Source organism: Mycobacterium sp. MUNTM1 (assembly GCF_054660795.1).
Map to the genome: position 1 here is coordinate 1 of NZ_BAAGDE010000097.1, position 12,901 is coordinate 12,901.

Annotated in this window: 14 protein-coding genes and 1 pseudogene; 4 read left to right on the top strand and 11 right to left on the bottom strand. The window is 68.4% G+C overall.

Annotated features, from left to right (window positions below; all coding sequences use genetic code 11):
• The 9 genes from ACYQ8K_RS29050 to ACYQ8K_RS29090 form a co-directional block, all read right to left on the bottom strand.
• Nucleotides 1–105 (bottom strand): twin-arginine translocation signal domain-containing protein (locus tag ACYQ8K_RS29050; protein ID WP_459974718.1); only part of this gene is annotated, 105 nt, incomplete at its 3' end.
• A gap of 255 nt (nt 106–360) precedes the next feature.
• Nucleotides 361–1,752 (bottom strand): alpha/beta hydrolase, encoded by a 1,392-nt coding sequence (locus tag ACYQ8K_RS29055; protein WP_459974691.1) that lies wholly within the window; start codon nt 1,750–1,752, stop codon nt 361–363.
• Nucleotides 1,753–1,925: 173 nt separating this feature from the next.
• Nucleotides 1,926–4,223 carry a heavy metal translocating P-type ATPase gene (locus ACYQ8K_RS29060; protein ID WP_459974694.1) on the bottom strand — a complete coding sequence of 766 codons (2,298 nt, stop codon included), beginning with the start codon at nt 4,221–4,223 and terminating at the stop codon, nt 1,926–1,928.
• Nucleotides 4,220–4,432, bottom strand: coding sequence for a heavy-metal-associated domain-containing protein (locus ACYQ8K_RS29065; RefSeq protein WP_459974696.1), 213 nt, complete (start codon nt 4,430–4,432; stop codon nt 4,220–4,222). The genes ACYQ8K_RS29060 and ACYQ8K_RS29065 overlap by 4 nt, the downstream gene beginning before the upstream one ends.
• 63 nt (nt 4,433–4,495) lie before the next feature.
• The gene (locus ACYQ8K_RS29070) at nt 4,496–5,266 is read right to left on the bottom strand and encodes an SDR family NAD(P)-dependent oxidoreductase (protein ID WP_459974698.1); all 771 of its coding nucleotides are present in this window, start codon (nt 5,264–5,266) and stop codon (nt 4,496–4,498) included.
• The gene (locus ACYQ8K_RS29075) at nt 5,266–6,087 is read right to left on the bottom strand and encodes a mycofactocin-coupled SDR family oxidoreductase (protein ID WP_459974700.1); all 822 of its coding nucleotides are present in this window, start codon (nt 6,085–6,087) and stop codon (nt 5,266–5,268) included. The genes ACYQ8K_RS29070 and ACYQ8K_RS29075 overlap by 1 nt, the downstream gene beginning before the upstream one ends.
• 18 nt (nt 6,088–6,105) lie before the next feature.
• A complete protein-coding gene (locus ACYQ8K_RS29080; protein WP_459974702.1) occupies nt 6,106–7,170 on the bottom strand; it encodes a hypothetical protein in 1,065 nt (354 codons plus the stop codon).
• The gene (locus tag ACYQ8K_RS29085) at nt 7,160–8,314 is read right to left on the bottom strand and encodes a sulfotransferase family protein (protein WP_459974704.1); all 1,155 of its coding nucleotides are present in this window, start codon (nt 8,312–8,314) and stop codon (nt 7,160–7,162) included. Before ACYQ8K_RS29085 ends, ACYQ8K_RS29080 begins: the two co-directional genes overlap by 11 nt.
• 1 nt (nt 8,315) lies before the next feature.
• Nucleotides 8,316–9,191, bottom strand: a complete 876-nt coding sequence (locus ACYQ8K_RS29090; protein WP_459974706.1) for an SDR family NAD(P)-dependent oxidoreductase — start codon at nt 9,189–9,191, stop codon at nt 8,316–8,318.
• A 139-nt stretch (nt 9,192–9,330) separates the two neighbouring features.
• Here ACYQ8K_RS29090 and ACYQ8K_RS29095 point away from each other — a divergent pair, with 139 nt between their 5' ends.
• Nucleotides 9,331–10,296 carry a LysR family transcriptional regulator gene (locus tag ACYQ8K_RS29095; RefSeq protein WP_459974708.1) on the top strand — a complete coding sequence of 322 codons (966 nt, stop codon included), beginning with the start codon at nt 9,331–9,333 and terminating at the stop codon, nt 10,294–10,296.
• A gap of 36 nt (nt 10,297–10,332) precedes the next feature.
• Nucleotides 10,333–10,803: an SRPBCC family protein gene (locus tag ACYQ8K_RS29100; protein WP_459974710.1), complete on the top strand. Its 471-nt coding sequence runs from the start codon at nt 10,333–10,335 to the stop codon at nt 10,801–10,803.
• Here ACYQ8K_RS29100 and ACYQ8K_RS29105 read toward each other — a convergent pair whose 3' ends face one another.
• Nucleotides 10,804–11,364 carry a pyridoxamine 5'-phosphate oxidase family protein gene (locus ACYQ8K_RS29105; protein WP_459974712.1) on the bottom strand — a complete coding sequence of 187 codons (561 nt, stop codon included), beginning with the start codon at nt 11,362–11,364 and terminating at the stop codon, nt 10,804–10,806.
• 99 nt (nt 11,365–11,463) lie between these two features.
• On the opposite strand from ACYQ8K_RS29105, the gene ACYQ8K_RS29110 reads away from it, so the two are divergent.
• Both ACYQ8K_RS29110 and ACYQ8K_RS29115 read left to right on the top strand, forming a co-directional pair.
• Nucleotides 11,464–12,141, top strand: a complete 678-nt coding sequence (locus tag ACYQ8K_RS29110) for a TetR/AcrR family transcriptional regulator (protein ID WP_459974714.1) — start codon at nt 11,464–11,466, stop codon at nt 12,139–12,141.
• A 40-nt stretch (nt 12,142–12,181) separates the two neighbouring features.
• Nucleotides 12,182–12,538: pseudogene (locus ACYQ8K_RS29115) on the top strand (DUF417 family protein); the annotation flags it as partial.
• On the opposite strand, the gene ACYQ8K_RS29120 reads toward ACYQ8K_RS29115, so the two are convergent.
• The coding region (locus tag ACYQ8K_RS29120; RefSeq protein ID WP_459974716.1) for a TetR/AcrR family transcriptional regulator at nt 12,500–12,901 on the bottom strand (402 nt) is incomplete at its 5' end. The pseudogene ACYQ8K_RS29115 and the gene ACYQ8K_RS29120 overlap by 39 nt on opposite strands.

The window sequence follows — 12,901 nt, forward strand, 5'->3', positions numbered from 1 at the left end:
GGTCTGGGCGAACGTGCGCGGCTGCGGATCGACGATGAGCCGCGCAGCACCGACGCCGGCGACGACCGACGCGGCGAGCGATCCGAGGAACTTACGGCGGTTCATAGCTGACAGGCGAGTGCGTCGAACAAACGCGATAACAGCAATGGCGAATACGGCCCGAGCATTCGCGCACTTATCGTGGCGCACTGCGCAACCGGCGCGTTCCCGCGGGAACCGCCGCTGGTGCGAAACATCGAGGCCACAGCAGCGAACCGTACCATCCGCGGTGCCCATATGTCGGCTGCGTTACGGGAGGGTCAGCTGTGAATTCTCGCCAACCTTGATCAGCGCCGGTGAACGCGAACCGACCAGCGGGAATTAATGCGGTTCGCCGGCGGGCCGTTGCGGCAGCTGCACCGGTTCGGTATTGGGCGTGCCGAGCGTTGAGGCCAGCCACGGCAGCGCCGTGGCAAACGCCTGGGCGGCGAAAGGCCAGTCGTGTTTGCCCGGCTGGGTGACCACCGCGCAGGCGATGCCGTTGGCCGCGCCGACGGCGCACAGCGAGTTCGCCGCGATGTCCTGGCCCTCGGGATTGGCGGCGGGGTCGCTGCTGGACGCGATCAGCGCCGGATTGCCCTCCTGCGCGACGTTGTGCGCGCCGTCCGAGCCGGGCACGTCGAACCAACCCGACAGGCCGTCGTAGTGCCCGTGCTTCGTCATGACGGTGACCGGGTCGAAAGCGGCCCAGGCGTCGTGGTTGCCGCCGAACAACCGGGCGACGGTTTGCTCCTTGGAGCCTCCGTTGGGCCCGCGATCACCCGCGATGTCCACGAACGCGCTGAACAGCTCGGGGTGCATGACCGCCAGGGTCACGGCGCAGGTCCCGCCCATCGACCACCCGGCGACGCCCCAGTTGGCCCTGTCAGCGCTGACGCCGAAGTTCGACACCATGAAGGGCTCGATGTCCTTCGTCAGGTGATCGGCGGCGTTGCCGCGGGTGCCGTTGACGCACTCGGTGTCGTTGTCGAAGGAACCGGTCGGATCGACGAACACCAGCACCGGGGAGAACCCGTGGTGTGCGGCCGCGAAGTTGTCGATGGCGGTGAATGCGCCGCCGGGGCCCAGCCAGTCGGCCGGGGTGTTGAAGGCGGAGCTGATCATCATGACCGCCGGCAGCCGAGGTGGCGGATTGGTGTTGAACCATGCGGGCGGCAAATAGACCAGTTCTCGGCGGTGGGCGAAGTGCGAGGCGTTGTCGTCGATGTCCACCGGAACCACCACGCCCTTGGTCGGCTTGGTCCCGGCGACCTGCATCTCGGTCACCCGCAGCCGGTCGATCTGGTCGGGCAGCGGTACGGACGTCAGCTGATTCCACGCGGCGAGCGCGGTGGGGAAGTAGCCCACCCAGCCGTTCAGCGCCATGCCCGCGCACAGGACGCACAGCGGTACCGCCAGCACCGCCACCCCGCGCCGCCACCAGCGGACGCCGCGCCAGCCCACCAGGAAGACCGCGGAGGCCAGGCCGCTCATCGCGATCCAGAGCCACAGCGCCGTCGGCGCCGGGTCGCCGGCCACCCCGAGCGAGGTGATGTACCACCGGGCCAGCAGCGTCACCGCGACGGCCGCGATGAGCGCCACCGGCAGCACCCGCTTGAGCCAGCTTCGCGTGCGCCACTGAATCGCGACGAGCAACACGAGTAGTGCCAGGCCCTGCACGGCCGGCGGAAACCAGCCGTGCAACAGGGACAGTTGTCCGAAGAACTGCTCCAACGGTCGTGACCTTTGCTAGATCGATCGCTGCGCGCGGGTGAGGTGAGTATCCAAGGGCCGGTCGGGGTCACCGAAGGCGGCGGCCGGACCAACTATCCCATACGAACGTGGCCCGTCAGCCGACCGTTTCTGCGTGTGGGCCGACCAGATGCGCGCGGATCGGGACGCACCGCTCATGCGTCGTCGATGACGCTGGTGAACGAGCGCAGCCGCAGGCTGTTACCGACGACGAGGAGGCTCGAGGCGGCCATCGCGGCGCCGGCGAACATCGGGTTGAGCATGCCTAGCGCGGCCAGGGGGATCGCGGCCAGGTTGTACCCGAAGGCCCACCACAGATTGGTCTTGATGGTGCCCAGGGCTCGCCGGGACAGCCGGATCGCGTCGACGGCGGCACGCAGGTCACCGCGGATCACCGTGAGGTCGGCGGCCTGGATCGCGACGTCGGTGCCGGTGCCCATGGCCAGGCCCAGGTCGGCGGCGGCCAACGCCGCGGCGTCGTTGATGCCGTCGCCGACCATGGCGACCGCCTTGCCCTCGGACTGCAGGCGCCTGACCGCGGCGACCTTGTCGGCGGGCGTCGCGTCGGCGATGACCTGCTCGATGCCGAGCTGGTCGGCGATGCGGGCGGCGACGGTGGCGTTGTCGCCGGTCAGCAGCACCGGCGTCAGGCCCAGCCTGGTGAACTGCCGCACCGCCACGGCGCTGGACGGTTTGACGGTGTCGGCGACGACCAGGATGCCGCGGGCCACGCCGTCCCAGCCGACGGCGACGGCCGTCTTGCCCTCGCGCTCGGCGTGGTTCTTGGCCGCCGACAGGATCGGGTCGAGGCGGATTCCGCACTCGGTCAGCAGGCTCTCGCGCCCGACGACGACCGCGCGGCCGTCGACCGTGCCCCGCACCCCCTTGCCGCCGACCCCGGTGAAGTCGGCGGATGCCGGCAGCGCGCCGAGTTGCGCCGTGGCGCCCCGGGCGATGGCTCGCGCGACGGGATGCTCGGACGCGTCTTCCAGGGCTCCGGCGTAGCGCAACAGCGTGGCGCGGTCGGTCCCGGCCGCGGCGATCACGTCGACCAGGGTCATCCTGCCGGTGGTGACGGTGCCCGTCTTGTCGAGCACGATCGTGTCGACCTTGCGCGTCGACTCCAGCACCTCGGGCCCGCTGATGAGCACGCCGAGCTGTGCGGCGCGGCCGGTGCCGACCAGCAGGGCGGTCGGGGTCGCCAGCCCCAGCGCGCACGGGCAGGCGATGATGAGCACCGCGACCGCGGCGGTCAGGGCGGTGGTGAGCGTGAAGCCCGCCGCGAGCCAGCCCGCCAGCGTGGCCACCGCCAGCGCCATGACCACCGGCACGAACACCCCGGAGACGCGGTCGGCGAGGCGCTGTACCCGGGCCTTGCCGGACTGGGCGCGCTCGACGAGCCTGGCCATCTGCGCGAGCTGGGTGTCGTCACCGACCCCGGTGGCCCGCACGACGAGCCGACCGCCCGCATTGACGGTGGCGCCGATGACGGCGTCACCCTCGCCGACCTCGACCGGGACGGACTCGCCCGTCAGCATGGAGGCGTCCACGGCCGAGGAACCCGCGACGACGATCCCGTCGGTGGCGATCCGCTCCCCGGGGCGCACGACGAACTCGTCGCCGACCGCGAGCCGTTCGATCGGGACGCGGGTCTCGGCGCCGTGAAGGTCGGGGCGCAGCACCGCGACGTCCTTGGCGCCCAGCGTCAACAGCGTGCGCAGCGCGGCGCCGGCGGTCCGCTTGGACCGCCGTTCGAAATAGCGCCCGGCGAGGACGAACAGCGTCACACCCGCGGCGACCTCGAAGTAGACGTGGCACGGGGCGCCGTCGCGCCTGACGGTCAGCTCGAAGTCGTGCTGCATGCCCGGCTGACTCGCGGTCCCGAGCAACAGGGCGTAGACGGACCACAGGAATGCCGCCAGGGTGCCCAGCGAGACCAAGGTGTCCATGGTGGCCACGCCGTGTTTGAGGTTGGTCCAGGCGGCCGCGTGGAAGGGCCGGCCGCACCACACCACGACCGGTGCGGTCAGGGCCAGCGACAGCCAATGCCAGTGGGGGAATTGCAGGGCGGGAAGCATGGCCATGGCGATGACCGGGCCGGCCAGCACGGTCGCGGTGACCAGGCGCCGGCGCAGCGACGTCAGTTCGGCGTCATCCGGCGTCGCGGCGTCGCGGGCGGGCTCGGGTGCGCGCTGCGGCAGGGTGGCCCCGTACCCGGCCTTTTCAATCTCGCCGATGAGAATCCGCGGGTCGTAACCGGCGGTGGCCGTCACGGCGGCCTTCTCGGTGGCGTAGTTGACGGTGGCCGCGACGCCGTCGAGCTTGTTCAATTTCTTCTCGATCCGGGCCGCGCAGGAGGCACAGGTCATCCCGGTGACGTCGAGCTCGATCAGAACTGATGCGGGGTCAGCGGGGAGGGCGCCCTCGTCGATCTGTCGCGGGGGCGTGCTCATGCGACCAAGACGGCCTCATAGCCGGCCTCGTCGACCGCGCCGAGGACGGCGTCCGCGTCGATGGGCTGCGCACTGGTGACGACGAGCTTGCCGGTGGCGGCGCTGACCGTCACGTCGTCGATGCCCGGGATCTGGGCCACCTCGCTACGGACCGCGGCCTCGCAGTGGCCGCAGCTCATTCCGCTCACCCGATATTCGCTGGTGGGCATGCCGCTCCTTCTCGATCCCCCGGCAGTCTTGACCACACCATTCTGCCTGCTGGGCGGAGCGACCTATTGCCGCAGGTGCGATCCGCCGCCGATGTACCAGACCTGACCGGTGATCCATTCGGCCTCGTCGGACAGCAGGAACGCGGTGATCGCGGCCAGGTCGTCCGGTCTACCCAGCCGGCTGGTCTTGCCGAACGTCAGGAATGCCTGCTGCAGCGCGACGTCGTTCTGCCGCTCCTGCGTTTCGCCCATCACCAGGCCGGGCATGACGCCGTTGCTGCGGATGTTGTCCTTGCCCCAGTTGACGGCCACGTGCCGGGTCAGGTGGTTGACGGCGGCCTTGGAGGCGCCATAGGCGACGTGCGCCGGATCGCTCCCGAGCGCGGCGCCCGAGGAGGTGTTCACGATGCTGCCACCGCCCTGGGCGAGCAGATGGGGAAGGACGGCGCGGATCGTGCGGACATACCCGAGCAGGTTGACGTCGAGGGTGCGCTGCCAGACGTCCATCCCGGTATCGAGGATGGTGGTGTCGCGTCCCAGGTTGGCCTCGGAAAGGTCGGCGCCCACGTTGTGTAGGCCGTGGATGGCGCCGAATTCGGTGATGGTCGTCTGGACGAGGCGTTGCACCGATTGCTCGTCCGCGAGGTCGAATTCGACGGCAATGGCGCGGCCGCCGCCGGCCACGATCTGTTCGGCCGTGCCGGTGGCGCCGGCGAGGTTGTTGTCCCCGATGGACACGCAAGCACCTTCGGCGGCAAGGCGTTTGGCGGTGGCCGCCCCGATCCCGGTGGCGCCCCCGGCGATCAGAAAAGTCTTGTCAGCCAGGCCGCGCATCAGACGTATCCCACGCCGATGTCGACCGAAACTTGGCTCGCGGTCACCAGTCTGGATTGGTCGGAGGCGAGCCAGGCCACCGCGTCGGCGATGTCCTCCGGTTGTGCGATGCCTTCGGGTAGCAGCGGTTTGTGCAGGCCGCGCAGGTGCGGGTATTCCTCGGCCGCTGCCTCCAGCGCGTCGCGCATCCGGCCGGTCCCCATCGGGGTGGCCACCCCTCCCGGGTTGAGGCTGTTGACGCGAATGTTGTACCGGCCGAGTTCGGCGGCGAACGCCCGTGCCATCCCGACGACGGCGTGCTTGCTTGCGGTGTAGTGGATCATGAACGACTGCATCTTGATGCCGGCGGCCGAACCGATCAGGATGATCGAGCCCCCGCGATCGCCGTCGATGATGTGTTGCACACCGGCCATCACGGTGTTCCACGTGCCGATGACGTTGGTGTCGATGGTGTCTCGGAACGCCTGCGCGCTGATCTGATTCCACGGTGCGGGGCAGCAGATCCCGGCGTTGGCGACGATGATGTCGAGCCGGCCCAGCTCCGCTACGGCGTTGTCGACGACGGCGGTCATGGCGTCCAGATCGCGGATGTCGGCGTCGGCGGCGATGACCTTGCGGCCGTTGGCGCTTACCAGCCGGGCGGTCTCGGCGAGGTCGTCGGGCGTTGGGGAATCGTAGGGGACGCTGGGCGGTAGCGGCCCGGCGATGTCAACCGCGATGACGTCGGCGCCCTCGGCGGCCAGGCGCACCGCGTGTGCCCGGCCCTGCCCACGCGCGGCGCCGGTGATCAGTGCCACCTTTCCCGAGAGTGACTGGCTCATAAGTCGTGTGGAGTCCCTTCAGTCGCGGGCGATCTTGTCGAGCGGGTTGGAGCGTTCGAGCATGCCGTACGCCTGCTCGCCGTCCCATGTGTAGCGCACGCCCGCCTGCTGCACGGCGGGGAACTGGGCCATCTCCGCTTTGAGCGCGTTCATCGAGTACATGTCGTCGTCGTGATGGATGTCGTGGGTGGAAAACACCGTCTCGCCGTCGATTTCGACACGGCCCTCGGCTGTCTCGAGTATCAGCGGCACGCGCTCGCCGAGCGGCCGCAGCCGTGTCAGCCACGGCGCCTGCACCGCCCGTGCCGGGACCAGGCCGCCGTCGCCGGTGAAGATGAATCCCTCGTTGAAGGTGGGCTGGCCGTCGGGGCGCGGCGGGTAGGCGATGTAGCCGAACGCGCGACCGCTGCCGAACACGGCCGACTGCCAGCAGTGTCCCCAGAAGCCGGCGAGCTTGCGCACCCCGGTGCGCCGGATGCGCAGCCCGCTGCCGGTGAAGGGGTAGCGTTCGCCCGCCACTTGGAATTCGCCTGTGGCGGTGAACAATTGCTCGTACCGCGGGCCGCCCATGATGGCGCCGACCGCGGTGGTCTTGAGTTGGGTGCCGGCGTCGGATTGCAGCGCTCCCTGAATCCACGGGGGCACGGCCATCTTGGCTTCGACGTGGAAGCTGATGGCGACCGCCGGTCCGTCCTTGCGGCCCGCGACCAAGTCGGGCGACGAGGTCCGTATCGCGGGTCCGTCGTAGGACATCGTCCAGGTATCGAACGGCTCGACGCAGCGGAACGCCAGTCCGCCGGCGCCGAGCACGGAGGCCCGCCCGTCGGGCCCGCGGCTGGGCAGGGAGGGCCCGTTGGTGCGCAGCCGATAGACGCGGCCGTCCGGGAACGCCGCGTTGATCTGAATGTCGTGGGAATTCCAATTGGCGCCCACGGCTTCGATTCCGATGCGCGGCAGGCCGATTTCGCCGCGGTCGTCGACCACCCAGAAGCTCACCGAGTCGCGCATCTCCGGATCCTCGGGCCGCTGCGCCAGCACGTATTCGCGGGACGGGTCGATGCCGCCGGTGAGGTCAACTGCCATTGCTCTTTTCACTCCTCGGGTGTGCCGTCCACCGCTGTGCGCTGGCCACATAACGGGCGAACCGGGGCCGTACCTCGTCGAGCTCGATGCCGAACGCCACCGGGTCGGCGTGCGAGCTCGGCTCCCGTTCCGCGGCGGCGTGTCGCCACCAACTCCGCATCCGCGCTTCGAACTCCTCGGACACCGGGGCCCCCAGCCACGCGTAGAGGCCGGCGACCTCGCCGATCGGATCCGCCTGCATGGCGCGAAAGTCGATGTCGTAGAACCGATCCTCCGCACCCCCGGCGCGAAACCGCAACGCCCGTTCCATCCCCAGCGACCAGTGCTCGACGTTGAGCCTGCCGATATAGCGGCGGTCGATCCGGTCGCTGAACGATCCGATGATGTCGGCGTACAGGTCGGCCACCGACAAGAGGACGTCGGTGGGATCGCGATGGGTCATCACGAAGCGCGCGTCCGGAAACACCGCATTCAGAGCGTCGAGCCACAACACGTGCGACGGGCATTTGAGCCGCCACGGCCGCGCCGGTTCGCCCCACTGCAGTAGCTGCATCACCCGGCGCTGATACCGGAACGTGGAAGTGAGGTCGGCGTGCTCGACCAACCAGGTTGAATACGAGGGTATTTCGGCGAAGGACTGGAAGATGTGCGACTTGAAGTCGAGCGCCATCAACTCGTGGCACTCCATCGGTCCGTGGGTATCCCCGGGGACGTGGTGGCGGGTGCCGACCATTTCGCCCCTGCCGGGCGGCACCCGCGGGTCTACGCCACGCACCGTCGAGGGTGGGGGACAGGGTTGCGAGGACTCCCACCGGCGCAGGTAGCGCACGTCGGGATCCTGCGCCAGCAACATCGACAACGCGGTGGAACCGGTCCGGGGCAGCCCCAGGCCGATCAACGGCGCGGCGATTGCGACGTCGCCGATCTCCGGATGTCGGCGATACCAGTCCTCGACCTGGAGTCGCTGCGAGAGATATCCCGCGATGCGGTGATGCAGAAAGGCTTCGCCGCGCGCGTTGAGGTGCGCCTCGTTTCGCAGCGCGGACAGCAGGATGTCGAGGCCCTCGGTGAACGACGCGTCGCCGAAGTCGGACAGCCCGATCTGTGCTTGCGCTTCGTCCAAAACCGTTTGGTAGGTGAGCATCTCAACCCATCCACTGCCCGCCCGCGACGTCGATGGTCTGGCCGCACATGTAGTCGGCCGCCTCGGAAGCCAGGAAGGCGACCATGTTGGCGGCCTCCTCGGGCAACGAGGCGCGTCCCAGCTGGACCTGATGGGTGATCGCTTCCCGGATGGCGCCGCGGCCCGCGCGCTGCCTGTCGTCCTGGGGATCGAGCAGGTACTGTCGCATCTCCGGTTTGATCATGATGCCCGGCGCCACGCCCAACACGTTGACACCGCGCAGCGCGACCTCGTGGGCGAGGTTTCGGGTGAACCCGATGACGCCGGCCTTGCACGCGTTGTAGACCACCAGCCCCCGCTGTTGAATGCGGCCGCCGACCGAGCCGATGTTGATGATCTTCCCGGAGCCCTGGGCGAGCATGTGCTGCAGCGCGGCGTGTGCGCCGTACATCATCATCGTCAGGCTGCCCAGCACCGTGTAGTCGATCTCGGCCTTCGTCTGCAGCTCGAACGGGCCCGCGGCCACCATCACCGGGTTGTTCACCATGATGTCGAGCCCACCGAGTTCGTCGTGGGCCTGATCCACCGCGTTGTGCACCTGGTCCCAATCGGACATGTCGGCCTTGACGGGAATCGCCCGCACCCCCCAGCGCTGCTCGACCTCCGTCGCGCGGCGCTCGACCTTTTCGAACGTCCGGCCGATGAGCGCCACGTCGGCTCCGCAGCCTGCCAGCCGGTTGGCGATCGCCTGCCCCAGGCCGTCGCCGCCGGCGCCGGTGACGAAGGCCTTCTTGCCGGACAGGTCCATCAACTCGGTGACCCGCTTGCCGACGATGTGTTCGGGCAACCGATCCAGACCGAGCAGTTGCACCCAGTCGCGCTCGTCTTGAACCGTCATCGTCGACCTTCCTTCAGTCAGACCGGGATGGCATCGCCGCCCCACGACGCCGACGATATGTCCGGCTCGTCGCTGCAAGGTAATACCAATTCGGGAAATCAGTCATGCTGGATTTATATGGCTGGTAGATGTGGTTGCGATGGATACCCACCGGCTCAAGTATTTTCTGCGGATCGCGGAGGAAGGGTCGATCACGCGCGCGGCCGCCGTGTTGGGAATCGCGCAGCCGGCGCTCAGCCGCCAGATCCGGCTGCTGGAAGAGGACCTCGGGATCACGCTGTTCGAGCGGACCAGGCGGGGCGTGCACCTGACCGAGGAGGGCGAACGGTTGCGGGCGTCCACGGCCGCGCCACTGCGTCAGCTGGAGCTCGCGGTCCGATATGCGGGATCACCGTTGGCCCGGATCGAGCGTGGACTGCTGTTCGGCGTGGTACCCACGACCGCCGACGTCCTGACCGCGCCGCTGGCCGCAAGCATCGGCGCCGCGTTCCCGAACGTCCATTTCCACATCGTTGTCGCGGACACCGACGACCTGGTGCAGCGCCTGCTGAAGGGCGCGATCGACCTGGCGGTGATCCATCCGGTCTCCGATGACCGGCTCTTCTTCCGGCACTTGGTGATCGAAGACCTGATGCTGGTTGGCGGCCCCGCGTCGGGCCTGTCACCCGCGAGCCCGATCCGCTTCGCCGACCTGGCCAAACTGCCGCTGATCATGCCCAGCGCGCAGACCGGCGTTCGCAACACCTTGGAGAACACCGCGCTTCGGCTGAAAGTCTCGCTGACAGCCCACTTTTCGACCGATTCGGCGGAGGTGGCCAAGCATCTGGCCGCGTCGGGTCTCGGGTATGCGGTGCTGCCGTTGGCGGCGTGTGGCGCCGACGTCGAAGCGGGCCGACTGCGGTGCTCGCCGATCTGCGAACCCGAAATCAACCACCAGCTCGGCGTGGCCGCGAGCTCGGCACTCGAGCTGCCCCGCGAATTCGCGACGAAGATCGGAATAGTGTTGCGCGAGGAGGTCGCGCGGTTGACCAAATCAGGCTTATGGCCTGCGCGGTTCGTGCCGTCACCGGTCTGGGATCCGAACATCCCGGATCCGCAGAACTAGGCCGGATTACGCTGCCGGGTAGCGGAAGGAGACATCATGACCGTCACTGTCGTCGACCGGGGCCCTCGCCAGGTGAGCCGCAGGGTCGAGGTGGCTGCCCCGGCCGCGGAGCTGTTTGCCTTGGTGGCCGATCCACGCCGCCACCACGAGTTGGACGGGTCCGGCACGGTGCGCGACAACATCACCGTGCCGGCACATCTGGTTGAGGGCTCGAAGTTCTCGACGCACATGAAGATGTACGGCGTTCCCTACCGGATCACCAGCACGATCACGGCACTGACGCAAAACGAACTCATCGAATGGCGCCACCCGCTGGGTCACCGCTGGCGGTGGGAATTCGACAAGCTGTCGCCGACGCTGACCCAGGTCACCGAGACGTTTGACTACCGCGATGCCGGTGCGATCAAGAACAAGCTCAACTACTACGAGCGGATGGGTTTCGCGAAGGCGAACGCAACGGGCATCGAAGCGACGCTGGGCAAGCTGCGCGATCGCTACGCGGGCTGATCAACCCTCCGTCGGATCGGCTGCGTCCCAAGGCATTACGCCGGACACCCAGTGGCTGAGCTCGTTGACCTGGTCGTTGCGGTGCAGATGACGTGGCGGCGTCGCGAAGGTGGAGTAGGGCCGACACCGGATGACGACGCGGTTCTCGCGCTCACACATGTCCCGGATGTGCGGGCGGGCCTCGTCGCCGAGGGGCTGGCCGGACATCCGGCCGCCCACCGCCATCATCACGTCGACCGCCAGATCCCGGTCTTGGTCGATGGTGGCGTCGGCATAGACCTGCAGATAGGCGAACGGCCAGCGCTCGTCGAGGACGCACAGGCTCACCTTGGGGTCGCGTTCGACGATGCGGGCCTTGCCGCGGCCGGCCATGGTGGAGACCAGCAATTCGCCGCTGTCGGTGGGGATGTAGTACACGATCGACATCGCCGGGCCGTCGTTGCGGCGGCGGTAGCCGAACACGCAGGTGCGGTGTGTGCGGACGAATTCGCGTCGTTCGGAGGGCAGCATGTCGCGGCCGGTGGGAGCGGTGAAGGGCTCTGCCGCCAGGGGGAGGAGCATGACGAATGTTCCTTGCTGTCAGAGTGGTTGATCGATCCGATATTTATGGATACAGTGTCTCCGTAATGTACGGGAGTGTCAAGGGCAGGGATCGCCACAATGAGTGATGTGAGCGGCACCGGGCGGCCGCAGCGCCGTTCCCGCGGTCGCCCGGCCCTGCCGGTGGACCGCATCCTGGCCGCGGCCGTCGAACTCGTCGACGAACAGGGAGCCGAGGCGCTGTCGATGCGTTCGCTGGCGCAGCGCATGGAGTCGGGCACCGCCACGCTGTACCGCCACTTCTCCAACCGGTCACAACTGGTCTCGCTGGTGATCGACCACATCTTCGGTGAGATCGATCTCGACGCGAAAGAGCTCGCCGAGTTGCCGTGGCAAGACGCGTGTACCTTGTTCGCGCAGCACATGTTTGACGCCTTGAGCCGGCACGGCAACGTCGCGCCGCTGTTGATCGAGTACACCCCGATGGGACCGAACGCGTTGGCCAACCGCGAGCGCTGCCTGGCGGTGCTGCTCGACAACGGGTTTGCACCGGCGGTGGCGGCCCACGCGTACGCGACGCTGGCCCGCTATGTCCTGGGCTTTGCGTTACAGCTGTCTGGCGCGGCGGCGGGCGACGGTAAGGGAGACGCCGAACTCTCCGCGGTGTTTCACCGGCTCGATCCGTCCCGCTTTCCCGCGACGGTCACCGTCGCCGACGACCTGCCGGTCCCGCTGGCCGACGAATTCGCCTTCGGATTGCGCCTCATCGTGTCGGGCCTCGAGCGGTTGCGGAAGTGAACGCGAACGCGGCCTGAACCGTGGGTCGGGTGGATGCCCGGTTCGTGCCCGCGTCCTGATTCAGCACAGCCCGTTGATGCGCTGGGTCTACGACGTCTTCAGCCTCACCTTCGTCGCGCGCGGACTCGGCACGATGGAAATCGTTGCCGCCCTTCTCATCGCGCTGCGGCCGCGGGTCTCGGCAGCGGGCAGCGCACTGGCGGTGCTGCTGTTTTTGGGCACGCTGGGTTTTCTGTTCACCACCCCGGGAGTGGTGGCGACGTGCGCCGACGGCTTTCCCGTGCTTTCGGCGCTGCCCGGCCAGTTTGTACTCAAGGATCTGGTGTTGCTCGGCGTCGCGTTGTGGACGTTGGGTGAATCATTGACGGCCGTCGGTAAGGAGCCTGCCCCGCAGTAGCCCCTTGGCCGAATCGAGCGTCGCGGCATAAGCGCCCGGGCCGAGGCTGGCCGCCCGTTCCGTCAGCCCGCGCGCCAGCGCATGGATCGCGTTGACCGCACCGCGCGGATCGGCGCCGGTGGGCAGCGCGCCCTGTGCGTCGGCGTTCTCGATGATCTCAGTGATGATGTCGCGCAACGCTTTCGGCCCTGGTCGCTGCAACCGGTTGCCGTGTTGGTGGCCGATCACGCGCATCGCCCGCTCGAAGCCGGGCAGGTCGGGGAACTCGCGCATCAACCGGTTCGACTCGTCGAGCACCGCGGCAAGGCGATCCACGACGGTGTCGGCCCGCGCGGCGGCGGCGCGCAGCCGCGGGAGTGCGAT